Here is an 18636-nt window from a genome sequence, read left to right as displayed (position 1 = left end):
TGTCTAGGAGCAGTTTGCGCAAGCGAGCTGTTCCTTTTTCATGAACATAGGAAAGATTGCCAACCCCAATCACATATATTTATGGCATAATGGGAATTAGTCTTGTCGAAATTGAACGGAAGAAGGGATTCATCATGAAACACAGCAGGGGAGGAAAACATATGAAAAAGACAGCGCTCCTCTTCATCTTCCTGTATGCCATGCTATGCCAAAATGTAAACGCTTCCGACGATAGCGAGGCACTCTCCATTCGAAGCGGTTCAGCGATTGTGATCGATAGTGTGGCCGGCGAAATCCTGTATGAGAAAAATAAAGATGAACAAGCCTATCCGGCCAGTTTAACAAAATTGATGACGGCGATTCTCTTGGAAGAAAAGATGAGTAACGAGGAATGGATGACAGCGAGCAAGAAAGCTGTGGACCAGGAAGCTAGCAATTATGTGTTTAATTTACACGTAGGCGAGCAAATGCAAAAAGAAGAAGCGTTGAAGGCGCTGATCGTGGTTTCTGCCAATGACGTGGCGATGATGATTGCTGAACATATCGGAGGTAATCAGGCTGATTTTGCCGCGATGATGAATGAAAAGGCATTGTCGATTGGCATGCTCCATACCCATTTCGTAACGCCGAACGGGTTGCACAACTCGAAGCATTATTCAACCGCTTACGATCTTGCCCTGCTTGCCAAAGAAGCCATGAAGTATCCCGCGATTATGGAAGCAATGGGGACGGAACGGACTGCGGTAAAAACTGATCAGCGGCAGGTGACGATTACGAATCGCAGCCTCATATTTAAGAATCCTTTCGCATTGGGCGGAAAAACAGGATTTACAGATCAAGCTCGAAATACATTAATCGAATATATGAAAAAAGACAATAAAACGGTCATTTCGGTCGTATTGAAATCGTCGCGTGAGGACGAATACCGCGATGTGGAGGCGATTGGCCAGTACGGACTAGATCGTATTGCAACTCAGATGATGTTTCATAAAGGAGATTACGCCGGAGATGCAACCTTCTATGATGAGACGGTTACGGGGATTCTGGGAGATTCCTATGCACTAACCATTCTTAGAAAGGATGACGCAGTCTATGCGTACAAGGCTGTCTTCAATCCATGGTTAAATGACCAACAAACGGTAGAGACAGGCGATGTGATCGGTACGTATCAAATTTGGAAAAACGGTGAATTTCTGAAGCAAATTCCAATCGTAGCTGCCAATCCAGTTACACACAAACAGCCGGCAACTCCTCCTGAAATGAGCAGCGAAGAGGAGAAAAGTACAACGAACTGGCCATTCTATGCGGCAAGTGGATTTTTCCTGATCATGTCGTTTGGATTATTTGTTTGGCAAATTATACGAAATCGAAGAAAACAAACAGATTCCAATTCGGATTGAACAAGTCTTATTAAACAGGAAGCGGTCGGATAAGGTATAATGTGTGAGTATCTAGAAAATTAACACGATCGGAAGGATGTCAGGCATGAGCGAAACTAATCAGGAATACATCGTCATTTCGGGTGCGAGGGAAAACAATCTCAAGAACGTGTCCTTGCGTATTCCCAAGCGGAAAATAACGATTTTCACCGGAGTATCGGGATCTGGTAAATCATCGATCGTTTTCGATACGATTGCTTCAGAATCTCAGCGTTTGCTGAACGAAAATTTCAGTATGTTTGTACGTAATTTTTTACCGCGATTTCCGCAACCCGATGCCGATGCGATCGAGAATCTGAGCATGGCTGTTATTGTAGATCAGAAACGACTGGGCGGCGGATCCCATTCCACAATGGGGACGATTACTGATATCTCACCAATTCTTCGTCTTCTTTTCTCCCGAGTAGGTCAACCCTTTGTCGGGCCCTCGAATATGTTCTCGTTTAATGATCCGCAAGGCATGTGCCTGGAGTGCAACGGGCTTGGTCGCAGGCTTGGCGTCGACATGAGTAAGTCGATTGACATGACCAAGTCGTTAAACGAAGGGGCCATTCTACTACCGGACTATAAAGTGAATAGTATGGATTGGAACATAATCGTTGAGTCTGGCTTTTTTGATCTTGACAAGAAATTGAGCGACTATTCGGAAGAGGAACTAGAGCAATTGCTATATGGCAAGGCAAGGAAAGTGCAGATGCAGTTTGGTGGTAAGGCCATCAATATTACAGTCGAAGGTGTCATCGAGAAGTTCACCAATAAGTACATCAAGCAGGATGTGAAAACGAAGTCAGAGCGCACGCAACAAGCTGTTGCACCATTCATCTCCGAGGGTGCTTGCTCCAGTTGTCGCGGTGCAAGACTTAGTCAAGCAGCGCTCCATTGCAAAATCAATGGACTTAACATTGCGGAAATGTCTTCCTTGGAAGTTGGACAACTGATCCGCGTCATTCGGGAAGTTGACGATCCGATCGCTGCGCCAGTCGCCAAGTCGCTGACAGAGCGGCTGCAGCATCTCGTGGATATCGGGTTGGACTACTTGACGCTTGACCGTGAGACGGATACCTTATCCGGCGGTGAGTCACAGCGCGTCAAGATGGTGAAGCACCTGAGCGGCAGCTTGGTGGACGTCACTTACATTTTCGATGAGCCAAGCGTTGGTTTGCACCCCCGTGATGTCCATCAGTTAAATGAATTGCTTCAGAAGCTGCGCGACAAGGGCAATACTGTACTTGTTGTTGAGCATGATCCCGATGTGATCAAAGTAGCAGATCATATCGTCGATGTCGGGCCACATGCTGGCGGTCGCGGCGGTAACATCGTATTTGAGGGCAGCTACCCAGGCTTGCTTGCTTCAGGTACGCTGACAGGCAATCATATGAAGCGACCGCTAGAGCTGAAGCAGGATTCCAGGCAACCATCAGGCAAGCTGGCCATCAAAGACGCAACACTTCACAATCTCCACAAGGTGAGCGTAGATATCCCAACTGGCGTTCTTACAGTCGTGACGGGTGTTGCAGGCTCAGGCAAGAGTACGCTGATTAACGAAGTTTTCCTCAGCCAGCATCCTGATGCTATCGTCATTGATCAATCGGCGGTAGGAGTGTCAACACGCTCGAATCCCGCAACGTATACGGGCATTATGGATGATGTGCGCAAGGCATTTGCTTCCGCCAATAAGGTGAACCAAGGTTTGTTCAGCTTCAACTCCAAGGGAGCTTGCGAGAATTGCCAAGGACTGGGAGTCGTCTACACAGATCTCGCATACCTAGACAGTGTGAAGCTGCCATGTGAAGTTTGCGAAGGCAAACGTTTTAAAGAGGAAGTGCTTACTTACAAACTGGACGGCAAGTCCATTGCCGAAGTGTTGGAGATGACGGTCGAGCAGGCTTTGGAATTTTTCCAACTGAAAGAAGTCGTGCGCAAGCTTCAAGCTTTGAGTGATGTGGGGCTGAACTATATCACCCTCGGCCAGCCGCTAAGCACACTTTCGGGCGGGGAATGTCAGCGCATTAAGCTGGCAAGTGAGTTGCATAAGAATGGCAGCATCTACGTGATGGACGAGCCGACGACAGGGCTCCATATGTCAGATATCGGCCACTTGTTGGAGATCATGAACCGCCTCGTGGATACCGGCAATACGGTGATCGTAATCGAACACAATCTTGAAGTAATCAGCCATGCGGATTGGATTATTGATATGGGACCAGATGGAGGCAGCAAGGGCGGCCAAGTGGTGTTCGAGGGCACACCTACGCAGATTATCCATTCTGAGAAGTCGATTACGGGGAAATATTTGAAGTAAAAGGGAAGGGGAGTGTTCCTTGATGACAAATCGTACATTGAATCCGAAAGTTGATGGATTTCTAAGAAAGGCAAAACAGTGGAAAGAGGAATTTGAGAGACTGAGAAGTATTATTCTTGATTGTCAGCTGACCGAGGATTTTAAATGGATGCATCCTTGTTACACGTTCCAGAATAAAAACGTTTTATTATTCCATGGATTTAAAGATTATTGTGCGATCCTGTTTCACAAAGGCGTGTTGTTGCAAGATGCCCAAGGCATTCTCATTCAACAAACGGAGAATGTACAGGCAGCGCGCCAGATTCGTTTCACCAACGTACAAGAAATCATTGCATTGGAATCCATCATTAAATCTTATATTTATGATGCGATTGAAGTTGAGAAATCTGGTGTGGAAGTGCCATATAAGAAGACGGAAGAATTTGCATTTCCTGTTGAGTTTCAAACGCGGCTCGATGAGATGCCTGCGTTGAAAACAGCTTTTGAAGCCTTGACACCTGGGCGGCAAAAAGGATACTTGCTTTATTTCTCTCAAGCGAAACAAGCGAAAACGCGCGAGGCACGCGTTGACAAATATGTGCAGCACATTCTCGACGGCAAGGGAATTGATGACTAGGATGGGAAACGAACGCTTAAGACCTATTTACAATGCGGGTGAATCGCTGCTCAAGGAAATGCAAAGAACGAACGTGCCTGTAGGGGCTGTTGCCATTTGGAGTTTGGGGCAAGCTGGCGTGGTGATCAAAGGCGGCAGCACCGATGAGATCATTTGTGTGGACCCGTACTTGAGCTTTTCGATTGAAGAAGAAAATCCCGACACTGAATTTAAGCGGGAAATTCCGCCTCCGTTAGCTCCGCATGAGCTTGATGTCAATACGGTTTTGATCACACATTTTCATAATGATCATATGGATGTAACCACGATTAACGGTGTGGCCCGAGCTCATCCTGAGACGAAATTTGTAGCTCCAGCATCTCATATCCATTTGCTGCAAGATATCGAACTCGATGCTGGACGCATCATTCCCGCCAAACAGCAACAAGCGATTTCTTTGAAAGGGGTAACCGTTACCCCTGTAGCAGCCGCACACACGGAGTATGAGAGGGATCCAGAGGGTAATCACTACTATTTGGGCTTTTTTATCGAGATCAACGGCGTCCGCATTTTCCATACAGGCGATACTGTGGTCACACCCGAATTGATTGAACAAGCCAAACAATTTCAGCCCCATGTAACGCTGCTGCCTATTAACGGAGGGGATTATGCAAGAACCGCCAGGGGGATTGTAGGCAACATGAACTTCCGCGATGCGGCAGATTTCGGCGTGGAGATCGGAACGGATCTGCTCGTTCCTATCCATTTTGATATGTTCTCTAAGAATCGCGATAACCCGTCCTACTTCGTCGATTATTTGTTCCACAAGTTTCCCGCGCAGAAATTTCATATGATGTCGGCGGGAGAGAGATTGATATATTTTAAATAAATACGCAATCATCCCGAGAATGGTTTCATTCTTGGGTTTTTTGTGTCGATTTATGATGAAATCACTATGGAAAAGACGGCAAAGAGAGCAGCACACCTGTCATTTCCCAATCAAATCATTACCATTTATGGTGTCCGAAGGTCTATTTATTAGATAATAATGATCAAATTCTCTATATGCTTGCAGAAATTTCGAAAAACGAATTGACTGCCTTTATGCTGCCAAGGTATAGTGGCGTCACAAAGATCGGGATTGGCATCAAAGATACATCTGGACGTAAATCCGCTAATATGATCAGCATTCCGATCTACGATCATGTTTCGAGAGAGCAAGTAGAGGAACAGTTATTTAATATTCGAATGACGTATTTCCCAGGAGTCTATCCGTTAGACCTAACGCATATTGTGAGCCTAATGCAGCCGACGGGAGCTTATAATTTCAACAAGCAAGAGGTTCAGTTGTTACTATCTTTGATTGCCCCGAATATAGAACCAAAATAAATATAACGCAGAAAAAGCGGCTCCTTTGGCTTCCCATGAAGAGTATGCTAAAATAAGGATTGGCAGATACATACTCTGCGAATTCGTATTCAAGCGCACAGAGATTTCCAAAACTATCTTTTGGGAGGTTATCGTATGGATGACTATTTTTTGGTTAAGGACGGTAGAATTGTACGCTGGGACGGGCTTACTCTAGGGGGAACCAAAATCCGAGCCGATGAGCTAATCGAGTCTTTTGGACGTAAAGCGCTTGATGAAATCGAGCAATATGGATTCTTCTCCATTAAGAAATCTTAATGTATCTCTGCCACGCCAAATAGGAACAAATTGAATAATCCGAATGCATCGGGACAGTTACTCCAGTGGGGGGCTGTCCTTTTTTGATTTTGGTGGATTTTTTTAAAATAATCATAGGGATACCGATTTTTTACTGTAGTGGTATAGTAATAAGGTACCTATGTAAGCGTCAAAACCTGCACACCTTCTAGAACCCAAATATACATGAGAAAATGAAGGCATCCCATTTAAACTGGAGGTTGCCTTATGACCACAAAAGAACAGCGTCGCAAGGATTGGTCCACTCGTATCGAGGATTATCGAGCGAGTCATCTTTCAATGGCAGCTTGGTGCGATGCTCACCAAGTAACCAAAGAGCAGTTGAAGTACTGGCTCCGCAAACTAAAAGTAGTTCATTCAGAGGCTGATGGCCCTATCTCTCCTAGCTGGTATCCGCTAAAGGTCTCCAATCCAAACTACTACCCATGAATCTTCACTTGTCGTCCGTATCGGTCCAAATTGAGATCCGTGCTGGATTTGACCCACGCTTGCTTAGAGAAGTTGTGCAATTACTGGAAGAGACATGTTAACATTATCCACTGTCCAGCATGTCTATCTTGCTACTGGTTCAACAGATCTGCGAAAGTCTATCGACGGATTAGCCGCAATCGTGTAGGAAGGCTTTGGACTCAATCCCTTTTCTTCATGCTTGTTTGTTTTCTGTAACCGCGAGTGCAAAAAGCTCAAGATTCTACACTGGGAGCACAACGGTTTTTGGCTGTTTTACCGCAGACTTGAACGAGGCACGTTTCAGTGGCCGAACGAAAGCGTGGGCACCGCAACAATTACCTCCCGTGAGCTTCGCTGGCTGCTGGATGGACTTTCGCTTAGTCAGCGTCAGGCAAACCAAAAAGTTATAGCCGAAACGGTCATTTAACTTGAATGTTCGCTGTATCGCCATACCTTGCGGCAGGGATGTAGCGATATTTACCGAAGTATATGGTATGGAAAATCGAGCGGAAAACTTGGAAACAATCGAAAAACTGAATCAGCGAATTGCCAAGCAGGAACAGCAAATTGCTGAGCTTACTGCTATGCTCAAATGGTATGAGGAGCAATCCCGTATTGCGAAACAAAAACGCTATGGTGCATCGAGCGAGAAGACGAGTCCTGACCAATTGGAACTAAATCTGTTTAACGAAGCCGAAATACTCGCGACACCTGAAGGACAAGAACCGCCGATGGAGCAAGTGACCTACGAGCGCCGGAAAACGAACGGTAAGCGTGAGGTGGATTTTGAACATTTGCCGGTTGAAACGGTGACTTATGAACTCATTGAGACGGATCAGGTCTTTTCGTGCTGTGGCGGTGCGCTCCATGAGATGAGCACCGAGACGCGCAGCGAAATCGCTATTGTGCCGCCTCAAGTCAAAATTATCCGCCACGTGAGGCAGGTTTATTCATGCCGATCATGCGAGCGCAATGAAATTCAGACACCTATCGTCACAGCACCTATGCTAAAGCCTGTCTATCCAGGGAGCCTAGCTTCACCATCGATTCTGGCGCATGTGATGTGCCAGAAATATGTGGAAAGCTTGCCGCTTTATCGGCAAGAACAGCACTTTGCTCGCCTAGGCTTCACATTATCCCGGCAAACGATGGCGAATTGGATGATCTACGGAGCGGAGAAGTGGCTGACGCCAGTGGTTAGCGCCATGAAAGAAATCTTGCTGAAGAAAGATATCTTACAAACTGATGAGACCACGTTACAGGTATTGCGCGAGCCAGGAAAATCGGCCGAATCCTCATCCTATCTGTGGTTATATCGCAGCGGACGCGGAGAAGATCCGGCTGTGGTGTTCGATTACCAGAGAACCCGAGGCGGTGAGCATCCGCGAAACTTGTTGACTGGATTTAAGGGTTACCTTCATGTCGACGGTTATCCAGGGTATCACAAAGTGGTCGGTGTGACGCTTGTCGCCTACTGGGCACATGCACGGCGTAAATATGACGAGGCTTTAAAGGCGGCGCCGCCAGAGGCAAGGAACAATCCGGAAACGGTGGCGAAGCAAGGCCTGAAGTACTGTAATCAACTCTTTGCTATTGAACGGGATCTGAAAGAAGCAATGCCGGAGGAACGCTATGCAGCAAGGCAGGAACGAAGCCTTCCTGTGATCGAAGCATTCCATAAATGGCTGAAGCAACAGCAGTCCCGAACGTTACCTAAGAGTTTGACAGGACAAGCGATCGCCTACAGCTTAAATCAATGGGAGAAACTGACGGCATTCCTTGCAGACGGACGACTCGAGATCGACAACAACAGAAGCGAAATGTCGATCAAACCATTTGTAATCGGTCGGAAAAATTGGCTCTTTGCTAATACCCCGCGAGGCGCAAAGGCCAGTGAGAGCATCTACAGCGTTGTCGAAACTGCCAAGGAAAATGGGCTCAAGCCATTCGACTACTTGCAGTTTCTCTTTGAACAGCTGCCTCAGTTAACCGGTCAGCTCGATCTGCAAGCGCTGGAGCCATTCATGCCATGGTCAGCCTCGCTGCCAGCGCATTGCCGGCTAAAGTCTTAAACAGAAGATATTTCGTCTCTTCCCTCACTAGGTAAGGGCTGTTTGACTTTCAACTCGAAGGAGAATTCTATTTTTCGCTTTCGTAGATGGGAATAATATGCAAAGAGGTGATGTTATGAAGTATAGTTGTTCAAAGCTTCTTCAATGCTGTGCATGGATCGCGATCATAATGCTTATTACAGGATGCTGGCAACGATCCGAATTTGCATATAATAGCATCAAAAAGGACGTACTTAGAATGATGAAGAAGAAATATGATCTTAACTTCCAAGTAGATAAGATTAGTTATCATGATTGGAATTTAGTTGATGGCGGGGGCTATAGTTTAGAGGTTAGCACTCAAGATTATAAGGGAATATATGTTGGCGGTCACCGAGGAAGTGAGTATGTTGAAAATTTTCTTGAGATTGTTGTGAAATCCGCATTTAAAGAAAAATATCCTAGCGTCGAAGATTTGGTCAAAAATGATAGTTTCGCGTATCAGTTCAATTCTTACATACCCGAAAAAATAAAAAAAGATCTTAATAATATTTCAAATGACCAGAATCGATGGCCCATCAATTTGGAGGAATACCGGACGTATCCAGAAAAATACCTTACTTGGAACGGAATTATTCTCGGGCATTGTGATCTTGGCAATAATGTAGCCAAAATAAGTTGTTATGATTTTGTATATCAGACCCTCCAATCTAAGATTAACATAACTAATGTAAGCGTTAAGGACATTACGATGCATATTTTTCCTCTGCAGTCCGTTGATCAGAATAAATTTGAAAGTATTGGTACAAGAGAGGAAATTCGAACAATTAAACAGGAAAATGAAACCATTAATATACCACATCGCTATTCAATCTATGATTATATTCGGGAGATGTATAGTATTAATGTAAAGTCAAGTAAAGTATATAAAATCACTGACATTATTTCGTCACCTTTGGATATTGAAAAATACTTAATTAATTGATTCAAGATGTAATGTATCGGACGACGCTCTCGTAGAAATTATGCGATTTGACGATATCGCGACTACTAATATGACAAACGTTTTCGGTTGGATTTTGATTAGTTCCCAATTCTTTTGATTTCCTCCATGTTGTCTTGTTTTTTTTGAAGCCTTGCTCTTTAAAAACTAGCTTTAACCACTCAATTAACGTAAGCGTCAATAGACCTCGTCCTTAATTAGGTGAAGGCTATGTGACGCTTACGTACCTATTAATAAAATGTTTACATAAATAATGTTATGTAAACAATGAAGAAGAAGAATTCCCCATGTTAAGGCATGTATATTTTAAAAACTCGATACTCAATACCTTTATTATGATTGGCAGCTCTGTTTACATTTTGATAATGCTTAAGTTGCTATTCCTAAGGGCACATTATTTGTTTGCTGATTATAACTTAGTCCCTTTCAAAACGATAAACGCGTACATCGTGAATAGAGATCATTATAATACAGACATTCTAATCAAAAATTTATTCGGTAACATCGTTTTGTTTATACCTATGGGCTTTATCATTCCATTGCTTAATAGAAATTCCATTAATTTCTGGCGGTTTCTAACATGTTCATTTCTTATTCTTTTAGCGGTTGAACTGACGCAATTGATTACTCGAGTTGGGAGTCTGGATATTGATGACATTATTTTGAACATGTTTGGAGCCATAATTGGATTTGGAATTACTAAGATTTTGATAATATCTTTTAGTAAAGATACTCGTAATTTAATGGATAAATGATAAGAAAAATTGGAGGTATGTAAAAATGGAAATCAGAAGAGTAGGGTCCCAGGCTTCAGGCAAAGGATCATCTGACTATTTTACAGGTACGGTTCGCATCGATCCACTGTTTGAAGCAACCGATCCTGCCCGCGTTGTTGGGGCAAACGTCACGTTCGAGCCAGGTGCACGAACAGCATGGCACACGCATCCGCTCGGTCAAACGCTTATAGTAACGGCAGGCCAAGGAAGGGTTCAACGCTGGGGAGGTCAAATCGAGGAAATTAATCCTGGTGATGTGGTCTGGTTTCCGCCAGGCGAAAAACACTGGCATGGTGCTTCGCCAACTACAGCAATGACTCATATCGCCATTCAAGAACGACTTGATGGCAAGACAGTGGACTGGATGGAACAAGTGAGTGAGAAGCAATACGAGTCCTAAACCAGCAAATATAACCACTTTTAAAAAAGCTTGAGAAATCAGGCTTTTATTTTTTTATATAGGCATCTAAAGTCGCTCAACATGATAAAGGATATCTATGATTTCATGCGAAATAGTAAGGGTTGAGTGTGTGGAAGTTATAGAACAGAAATGGCACTTGCCTTACGAATCACTATGTAAACGCTATCAAAAGAAAGAGTGATTGGATGAAATCTCGTATCATCTCCCTTAGTCTGACGATTGCAATGGTGTTAACCGCTTGCCAGTCATCACATGTAACTAAAATGCCCAGAAATAAGCCAGAGGTACAAACACTCTCTTGGGTTCACCATTTTGATGAAGAGGGGGCTCGAAAATGGCTAGAAATAGGGACGCAGCAATTCAGTAAACAGGATCCATCGTATTCGTTCGCACTTACAGGTGTCGATGGAGGCAACTATTTAAGTTTGCTGCGTACTTGGGCGATATCTGGCAATATGCCAGATATGTATATGATCGATAATTTGGATACGGCTATGGATTTTATTCGTTCTGGGTATGCGATGGATTTAAGTAAACAGCCATTTCTAGCTCAAATTGATGAACGTTACCTAAGTGGCGTCAAGTCAAACGATGGGCGAATATGGGCATTACCGATTGATGTGAATGGTGCTGGTGTCATTTATAATAAAGAGACTTTTGCCAAGGCAGGTATTCAAGAGCCGCCAAAAACATGGCAACAATTCCTAGAAGCCTGTGAAGCTCTGCAAAAGGTGGGGATTACCCCAATCGCAGCAGGTTATAAGGATGCTTGGACGATTAGTTGGGACATCGCGGCAGATATGTTAGTGAATCAATATGCAGCCAATCCCACATGGATTGCGGATATCGAAGCAGGAAAAACCTCATTTAAAAACAATCAAATCCATTTTAAAGAGATTTTGCAGCGATTTGGTGATCGCTTGAAATACGTCAATAAAAATCCATTTGAAACGGACTGGAACCAAGCGCAAATGCTCCTTGCAGAAGGAAAAGCAGGGATGATCATCAACGGCACTTGGACGGTGGATGGGGTGAAATCCAAAAATCCAAGAAGCAATTTGGGTTTGTTCGCCTTTCCTTATTCGTCAGATCCGCAAAAGGCAATATTCGGTTTGAAATCGACAGGCGGTATTGTTGTAAATCCCAAATCCCCACATAAGGAAGCTGCATTACGAACATTGGAGCTTTTTGCAACGCAGCAAATGGGCCAAATTTTCCAAACGAATAAGAAGGCGCTATCCGTTATTAAAGGTTTACCCAAAGATTTTGACCCAACCTATATCGAATTAGATTCGACCTATATTCAGACAGGAAAAACGTACGATTGGTCAAGCATTTATATTGATTTTGTAAGCCAAGATTTGCAGAAGGTGTTTCTGAATGCCATTACAAAATTCATTATAGACCCCACTCACAATGTGGATGCATGCATTCAAGAGTTGGATCAAGCGTTTAATCGAAATCGGCGTGCATCCAAATGAGATAAGGTAAGGAGCTTGGAGGAATGAGAGCTTTTCAACCGTTATTCAATCGCATCAAAGATTTTCGAATCCGCACGAAGCTTTTTCTTTCCAATATGATTCTGATTCTGTTCATCTCTACGACAATTGGCGGGGTAGCGATTTATGCCTCTACCAAGTTTATTGAAGCCAACACCAAGGATCTCTCTATGCAGGTCATCCATCAAGTTTCGGATAATATCGAGAACAAAGCGAAGGAGGCCTTCACTTCCTCGGTGTATGTACTCAGTGATACAAATATTCGGCAAATTGTCGCAGAACAAGGGGAGCAAGTAACGAACGAGAGCTATCCTGCCTTCCGGAGTCGCATGGAATTTCTGCTGGCGCAATATGGGAATGGAAATCCGTATCTGAATGCCATCATGATCCAAACGAACACAGGGCAATTGTACTGGTGGGAAAATAAAAAGGGGCTGGATCATACACTGAATCGTGAAGCCGTTTCTGACATGACGATACGTGCGGAAGCTTATCTGCATGCAAACCAGCTTAGCGTGGGATGGATACCTTCTATACGTGAACGAAATGAAGTGTTTCTAATCCGAGATTTCGTGGATGTGAACCAAATTGATCGCAGCCTAGGGACCATCATTTATAGTCTTGATGCTAACTTTTTCCTGTCCCTCGGCAGCGGTAGTTCCATAATTAAGCAGAGTAATGTCGCCATTCTAAATCCTTTAAACGAATTGCTGGTCGGTGGAGGAAGTCCAGAAACTAACAAACTCATTCGGAACAGTATAAACAATGTGCTTAGTGAACAGGATGCGGCCATGGCTACAGTGGAATACGCTGGCACAGATAGCCATCTATTCGTACAAGAACGAACTCCGACCATGGGGTGGCGTGTACTCTGCTTTATTCCAATGTCCGTTTTGTTGTCGGGAACGCAAATATTAGTTTTGGTCATTGTACTTGTGTCTCTGATAGCTGTACTCATCTCGACAGGTTTTGCCGTCATATTTTCCAACTCTGCTACGCGAAATATCAAAATATTGGAGCAAACGATGCGTCGCGTAGAAGATGGAAATTTCGATGTACGCATTGTTCCACTAGGCAAAGATGAAATCGGTAGTTTATCACTCCGTTTTAATTTCATGTTAGCTCGGATCAATGAACTCATTAATATCGTTTACAAAGAGCAAATCGCAAAACAACAAGCGGAATTCACTGTGTTACGAAGTCAGATTAATCCGCATTTTCTATATAACACCCTCGGTACGGTGAAGTGGTATGCGCGCATGAACGAACAACCAGAGATTGAGCGAATGATCAGTTCTGTCATCGATTTATTGAAATCTTCGGTACGTCGCGTAGGTGAATTTCATAGCCTGGACCAAGAATTGACGCAGTTAAAGAACTATATTTTTATCCAAAAAATTGGGTATGGGGAAGCTTTTCAAATGGAATATGAGGTGGATCATTCGCTATTGGCTTGTGAAGTTCCTTATTTTATCCTACAGCCATTGGTCGAAAATGCCATTCTTCATGGCATCGAAATGTCGAAGGGAATAGGCAAAATCCGTATTACCGCGGAGGTTATTGAGCGAGATTTACTACTTGTCGTTGAAGATAATGGGAAAGGCATGGAGGCCAGACAAGTCTTGAATATCCTGCATGCGGGCTCGCAGAAAGAATCAGTCCCAGGCGTTACAGGTATCGGCATTCAGAACGTTCATGAGCGAATTCAGCTTTACTATGGTCAGCAATATGGACTTAGCTATGAGAGTGCTATAGGCGTGGGTACCAAAGCCATTGTACATATTCCTTTTAAAATAAAACGTTAAGGGTGATCTTACTATGTTAAACGCCATGATCGTTGAGGACAATGCGATCTATCGCTATGCGATTAAATCGATTATTCGTTGGGAAGATTACGGCTTTCATATCGTGAGCGAAGCTCTGAATGGTGTCCATGCCTTAGAATTACTGCACCATCAACATGTCGATTTCATTCTGACCGACATATCAATGCCCGAAATGAACGGAATCGATTTGATTCAGAAGGTGAAACAAGAGGATGATTCAATCAAAATTGTTGCGCTAAGCTCCTTTGATGATTTTCGATTCGTGAAGGAGGCACTGAAGCTAGGGGCTGAGGATTATTTGCTCAAACATGATCTGGAACCTGAATCTCTGGAACAACTGCTCCAGCAAATGAAAACGAAAATAGAAGCAGGCCAGCATCTAAAGAGACAAGCAGCCATTCGAAATGAGAATCTGCATGAAATGTGGCATTTACTAGGACGTAAGCTCATATTCGGGGAATTGAAGTCGGTTGATGAGATGGAGGAGCAAGCAAGAGCGATACGGTTTCCTATCTACACAGGTCCTCTAGCCATCATCATAATCGAGGGCAAGTTTACCTGTAATTCTACGCATACCCTTTATACTGAACTAGGAGAAGCCCCTATTCTTGTACCGATTTCTGAGCATCGGACCGTGCTGATGACCCATTTTCCAAATGAACATAGCGAACGAAGATGTAGAGAAGAATTGATACTGCAAGCTTCCGTTCTCTTGGAAAATAAAAGCGAACATAGCCCCCTGACAATAGGCATCAGTTCGATCGGCTATGGGATCAAGGATTGGGCAATGTTATATCGCCAAGCAGTAGCAGCACTCGAACTTGCGATATATGATGGTATCGGTTACATTTACTCCTATCTTAGTGAGAAGCCAAAGGAAACAGAAGATGCATTGATTTCGATGAAAGTCTTCGCTTCTGCCATACAGAGCGGTAAATTCGAAGAAATTGACAGGCAAACAGATTTATTCTTTGATTCTCTCAAGGCGAGGAGGCTCTTGTTAGAGGAATTAAAAGTCGTCATCCAAGAAACGGCCATCTTAACGAAAGCAGCTGCGATTGGCAGAGGTAAGTTTACTTCCAATGCGGAGACAATTTATCGCCAGATTAATCGTGAGCTTGAAGGTTTCCCAACCATACAGCAGTTGAAGCAATTATTTCATAAGTGGCATCAAGAGATGTGCTATGAAACGATGGGGAATACGCCATTTCGAAAAGAAATTCAAGCGGCCATTGCTTATATCGAAGAGCACTATGCGGAAGATATCACTGTTGCAAAGTTGGCTGAAAGTCTTCACCTTAGTTCTAATTATGTGTCTAATTTGTTTAAAAGTGAGACAGGTTTGCGTTTCGTAGAATATTTGAATCGCTATAGAATTCGTAAGGCCAAATTGTTGCTTCAGAATCCTGCCTTAAAGGTTTATGAAGTAGCAGAGAAAACGGGCTTTCAAGAAACCTCCTATTTCTGTAAAGTGTTCAAAGAGCTTGAAGGGAAAACCGTTAAAGAGTTTAGAAGTGAGTCATAAAATATGTAAAAAATATAAGAAATCAGTGAATTATAGAAGGCATGGAGTTGTGAATTGATTTATAATTCACAACTTTTTGCTTTTTAAGGATGCAATGAACACTGGTGTTTTCTTATGCATTTAGAAGTTTATTCGAATGAAAGCGCTTTATATTATCTCTATACTAGCAATAGAGACAACATGAAACTTTCTTATCGAATGAAACGGGTTTCATAAGGGTAGTAGCGAGGCCAACTGAAGGGGGATCATACGTGCAACCATCCATCAGCCAAAATCAACGGATTCAATTATCTTCTGAAACGCTGCGCATAGATGGCAACTCTGAAATTGTTCTTTGTGCTTCTTTATTTTACTTCCGACTCCCGCGGGGGGAATGGAAAGATCGTTTGCGTAAAGTGAAAGCTTTTGGTTATAACGCCATCGATGTGTATTTTCCTTGGAATTATCATGAAACTGAACATGGCGTATGGGATTTCAGCGGAGAGAAAGATGTTGCCCACTTTCTTCATGAGGCTTCGGAAGCTGGCTTATGGGTCATTGCAAGACCAGGTCCATACATTTGTTCCGAATGGGATGGGGGAGCATTGCCAGCCTATTTATTTATCGATGAACATATGCGCATTCGGGATCATGATCCGCTTTTCCTGGCACATGTGGCTAGATGGTATGCACAGATTCTACCCATTCTTCAGCAGTATCAACATGGACAGGGAGGCTCCATTATCGCAGTTCAGTTAGAAAATGAGCTTGATTTCTACCCTTGCGAGGATCCCCATGGTTATATTTCAGCGCTCAGAGATCTCGCCTTACAACATGGCATCCTGGTACCCCTGATCGCATGTGCAGGTCAAGGCGGTTTGTTTCAAGCATCCGGCTTCGCTGAAGGCGTGGTGCCCACTTGCAATTTTTATCCGAACGATCGTGATCCGTCCTTCGAAGAAAAAGTTCATTATTACAAAGAAGAATTAAGCCGCAGAGGCTTTCCCTTACTCGTAACCGAAACGAACCGCTCTCACTTTCTGCTTAGGAGACTTTTATCAGCGGGAGCCAAATTGCTAGGTCCTTATTTGCAGGCGTCAGGGACAAACTTTGGCTTCACGAATGTCGCCAACAATTGGGGTAATCCGCTGTCCTTCCTGACATCGGATTATGATTTCCATGGCATGATCACGCCAGAAGGGCATATTCGAGAAGAAGCCTACGAGGGCAGGTTGCTGCATCATATCCTACAGACTTATGGCGCTTCGCTAGCTGAAGCAACGTCTAGTGACCTTCATCGTCTAGCTTTGAAGCAGGGCGGAGAGCTCGTATTCGAATTGAATGTCTCAACACTAAGTTGTCCAATTCTGCCACTTCAGGTGCCTTTACAAACATGGGGCATCGCTGGCGGACAACTCGATTATGCAACCGCTGAACTGTTCATAGTGAAGCGACTCGCACATGAGCAGCGCACTTTTTTCATTTTCCATATGGAAGGGGAGGGGGAAGTTCAGTTCACCTTTGATTCGGAGATGGAAGTAAAGAGTACGGAGATGACCGTACATGGGCCTCAATCTGAACGAAGCGTAACTTTATCCTTTCACTCATCGGACAATGAAGCTAGAGCCAGGATTCACTTCTTGGATGGGCATATTCTTGAAATCATCGGGATGAGCCGATCACGTGCGCTCCGTTTGGAAGGCATCGATGAGAATGGTGAGCTGCTCATTGGTACACTAGCTGTACAAGAGAGGAAAAGCCAAGATATGGAGGGGAGATGGCAGCTATCATCCGTTAACCCAGAACTGTCTCTTGCAACCAATGAGATTTCACTTGGAGACCATGCCGAGCAGTTAGAAAAGCACGGGATCTACCGTGGATTCGCTTGGTATAAAGCACAATTCCCACAAGCTGCAAACTATAAAGGCATCATCCTACAGAAAGCTAGTGATGTAATTTCACTCTATACGGGTAATGCATATTTGGGCACCGTAACGCCAGGAGGAACAAGCTGCTATCTGCCGATTACTGAAGGTAAACACGTCGCGCCAGATCTGACAGCTCGCGTGGAAATTTGGGGGCATACCAATTTCCATGATACGACGCTTCCAAGCCTTCATTTAAATAGTTTGAAGGGACTTACTAGCGTTGTTGGTGTCACGTCGACAAGGGATTTGAACCAAAACTGGCGAGTCAAGCTTATGCAATCCGGCGAGATCCAAGACGATTATGCTTCTGCGGATGTGGATGACGGGCAATGGCCGATCGTGAGCATAGGTGGCTGGTTATCCGCAGCTCAGCCTGCGCATCATTGCTATCGCAAACACGTTAAGCTCTCGGACGAAGCTGATCGTTGGATCCTTCATACACCAGGTAACTTCAGCTATGCCTATGCTTATGTAAATGGACAATTACTTGGACAAGTGAATCTACATGATCCATTCCTTGATCTTACTCCTTTCGTATCTGCGGGAGAAACGGCAATCATTACGGTATTTCTGGATAAAACGTACATCGCTTTGAGCGGACATATCACCCTGTACGAAGGAACGTCGGCGAATCATTGGACCGTCGCGGGGTGTCAGGAACAAGGCTTATTGCAGCATGCTCAGATCTCGCAAATAGACGCACAACCTGTCACAGAGGCGATAGCAATGAAGCCAGGAACTGTCGCATGGCTCTACAGCGAACTCGAAGATAGCAACGAAGGCTTGGGCTGGCGAGTATATGTCAGCGGTCGAGATATGAAACTGACGGTGTTTTTCAACGGTCATCTGGTGGGGCGTCTATGGACCAAGGGCGGAGAGAATCGTCCGATATTCCGTGGCGGATGTGATGAATCCTTTTATTTGCCTGGGCCCTGGTTCCATGAGCGAGAAGTGGGGAATGAACTTGCGATTTGGTTGGAGGCAGTTGGGTTAGATCATGACGCGATCTTAGAGCCTTTCCGATTCGTACCCGTCTCTGCTAGTTAATGAGAAAGGAGTTTACGTATGAAAACTGCCGCAACACCAAGGGCATTAGAAGGCGTATCGCCACATGTTA

Annotated in this window: 15 protein-coding genes and 1 pseudogene; all 16 read left to right on the top strand. The window is 44.2% G+C overall.

Annotated features, from left to right (window positions below):
- Positions 1–161 precede the first annotated feature (161 nt).
- The 16 genes and pseudogenes from MJB10_RS12995 to MJB10_RS12920 all read left to right on the top strand — a co-directional run bounded on the left by MJB10_RS12995 (position 162) and on the right by MJB10_RS12920 (position 18566).
- Entirely contained in the window at positions 162–1400 is a 1239-nt protein-coding gene (locus MJB10_RS12995; RefSeq protein WP_314795251.1) for a D-alanyl-D-alanine carboxypeptidase family protein, read from the top strand.
- A gap of 85 nt (positions 1401–1485) precedes the next feature.
- On the top strand, positions 1486–3741 hold the full coding sequence (locus MJB10_RS12990) for an excinuclease ABC subunit UvrA (RefSeq protein ID WP_314795249.1): 2256 nt from the start codon (positions 1486–1488) through the stop codon (positions 3739–3741).
- 22 nt (positions 3742–3763) lie between these two features.
- Positions 3764–4357 (top strand): YdeI/OmpD-associated family protein, encoded by a 594-nt coding sequence (locus MJB10_RS12985; RefSeq protein ID WP_314795247.1) that lies wholly within the window; start codon positions 3764–3766, stop codon positions 4355–4357.
- 1 nt (position 4358) lies between these two features.
- Positions 4359–5225, top strand: coding sequence for an MBL fold metallo-hydrolase (locus MJB10_RS12980; protein ID WP_314795246.1), 867 nt, complete (start codon positions 4359–4361; stop codon positions 5223–5225).
- A 176-nt stretch (positions 5226–5401) separates the two neighbouring features.
- Entirely contained in the window at positions 5402–5725 is a 324-nt protein-coding gene (locus tag MJB10_RS12975) for a hypothetical protein (RefSeq protein WP_314795245.1), read from the top strand.
- A 135-nt stretch (positions 5726–5860) separates the two neighbouring features.
- Positions 5861–6022 (top strand): hypothetical protein, encoded by a 162-nt coding sequence (locus tag MJB10_RS12970; protein WP_314795243.1) that lies wholly within the window; start codon positions 5861–5863, stop codon positions 6020–6022.
- 246 nt (positions 6023–6268) lie between these two features.
- Positions 6269–6490, top strand: coding sequence for an IS66 family insertion sequence element accessory protein TnpA (gene tnpA, locus MJB10_RS12965; RefSeq protein WP_314795242.1), 222 nt, complete (start codon positions 6269–6271; stop codon positions 6488–6490).
- A 202-nt stretch (positions 6491–6692) separates the two neighbouring features.
- Positions 6693–6938 (top strand): annotated as a pseudogene (gene tnpB, locus MJB10_RS12960) (IS66 family insertion sequence element accessory protein TnpB); the annotation flags it as partial.
- Between the two features lie 67 nt (positions 6939–7005).
- A complete protein-coding gene (gene tnpC / locus MJB10_RS12955) occupies positions 7006–8583 on the top strand; it encodes an IS66 family transposase (RefSeq protein WP_314805424.1) in 1578 nt (525 codons plus the stop codon).
- A gap of 238 nt (positions 8584–8821) precedes the next feature.
- Positions 8822–9547, top strand: coding sequence for a hypothetical protein (locus tag MJB10_RS12950; protein WP_314805421.1), 726 nt, complete (start codon positions 8822–8824; stop codon positions 9545–9547).
- A gap of 305 nt (positions 9548–9852) precedes the next feature.
- Positions 9853–10320, top strand: coding sequence for a VanZ family protein (locus MJB10_RS12945; RefSeq protein WP_314805419.1), 468 nt, complete (start codon positions 9853–9855; stop codon positions 10318–10320).
- Positions 10321–10345: 25 nt separating this feature from the next.
- The gene (locus tag MJB10_RS12940; protein WP_314805417.1) at positions 10346–10741 is read left to right on the top strand and encodes a (R)-mandelonitrile lyase; all 396 of its coding nucleotides are present in this window, start codon (positions 10346–10348) and stop codon (positions 10739–10741) included.
- A 206-nt stretch (positions 10742–10947) separates the two neighbouring features.
- Positions 10948–12243 (top strand): ABC transporter substrate-binding protein, encoded by a 1296-nt coding sequence (locus MJB10_RS12935; protein ID WP_314805415.1) that lies wholly within the window; start codon positions 10948–10950, stop codon positions 12241–12243.
- Between the two features lie 23 nt (positions 12244–12266).
- A complete protein-coding gene (locus tag MJB10_RS12930) occupies positions 12267–14066 on the top strand; it encodes a sensor histidine kinase (protein WP_314805414.1) in 1800 nt (599 codons plus the stop codon).
- 13 nt (positions 14067–14079) lie between these two features.
- A complete protein-coding gene (locus MJB10_RS12925) occupies positions 14080–15612 on the top strand; it encodes a response regulator (protein WP_314805413.1) in 1533 nt (510 codons plus the stop codon).
- Between the two features lie 251 nt (positions 15613–15863).
- Complete coding sequence (locus MJB10_RS12920; protein ID WP_314805412.1) at positions 15864–18566, top strand: beta-galactosidase; 2703 nt, start codon at positions 15864–15866, stop codon at positions 18564–18566.
- Positions 18567–18636 lie beyond the last annotated feature (70 nt).

The organism is Paenibacillus sp. MBLB1832, from assembly GCF_032271945.1.
Classification (GTDB): Bacteria; Bacillota; Bacilli; order Paenibacillales; family NBRC-103111; genus Paenibacillus_E; species Paenibacillus_E roseopurpureus.
This window is presented reverse-complemented; position numbering and strand designations above follow the sequence as displayed.

Excerpts from the sequence above, each read along its gene's own strand:
- MJB10_RS12990 (WP_314795249.1), top strand. The coding sequence starts at position 1,486 with ATGAGCGAAACTAATCAGGAATACATCGTCATTTCGGGTGCGAGGGAA.
- MJB10_RS12930 (WP_314805414.1), top strand. The coding sequence starts at position 12,267 with ATGAGAGCTTTTCAACCGTTATTCAATCGCATCAAAGATTTTCGAATC.
- MJB10_RS12975 (WP_314795245.1), top strand. The coding sequence starts at position 5,402 with ATGCTTGCAGAAATTTCGAAAAACGAATTGACTGCCTTTATGCTGCCA.
- MJB10_RS12970 (WP_314795243.1), top strand. The coding sequence starts at position 5,861 with ATGGATGACTATTTTTTGGTTAAGGACGGTAGAATTGTACGCTGGGAC.
- MJB10_RS12980 (WP_314795246.1), top strand. The coding sequence starts at position 4,359 with ATGGGAAACGAACGCTTAAGACCTATTTACAATGCGGGTGAATCGCTG.
- MJB10_RS12985 (WP_314795247.1), top strand. The coding sequence starts at position 3,764 with ATGACAAATCGTACATTGAATCCGAAAGTTGATGGATTTCTAAGAAAG.
- tnpA (WP_314795242.1), top strand. The coding sequence starts at position 6,269 with ATGACCACAAAAGAACAGCGTCGCAAGGATTGGTCCACTCGTATCGAG.
- MJB10_RS12935 (WP_314805415.1), top strand. The coding sequence starts at position 10,948 with ATGAAATCTCGTATCATCTCCCTTAGTCTGACGATTGCAATGGTGTTA.
- tnpC (WP_314805424.1), top strand. The coding sequence starts at position 7,006 with ATGGAAAATCGAGCGGAAAACTTGGAAACAATCGAAAAACTGAATCAG.
- MJB10_RS12950 (WP_314805421.1), top strand. The coding sequence starts at position 8,822 with ATGATGAAGAAGAAATATGATCTTAACTTCCAAGTAGATAAGATTAGT.
- MJB10_RS12995 (WP_314795251.1), top strand. The coding sequence starts at position 162 with ATGAAAAAGACAGCGCTCCTCTTCATCTTCCTGTATGCCATGCTATGC.
- MJB10_RS12945 (WP_314805419.1), top strand. The coding sequence starts at position 9,853 with ATGTTAAGGCATGTATATTTTAAAAACTCGATACTCAATACCTTTATT.
- MJB10_RS12925 (WP_314805413.1), top strand. The coding sequence starts at position 14,080 with ATGTTAAACGCCATGATCGTTGAGGACAATGCGATCTATCGCTATGCG.
- MJB10_RS12940 (WP_314805417.1), top strand. The coding sequence starts at position 10,346 with ATGGAAATCAGAAGAGTAGGGTCCCAGGCTTCAGGCAAAGGATCATCT.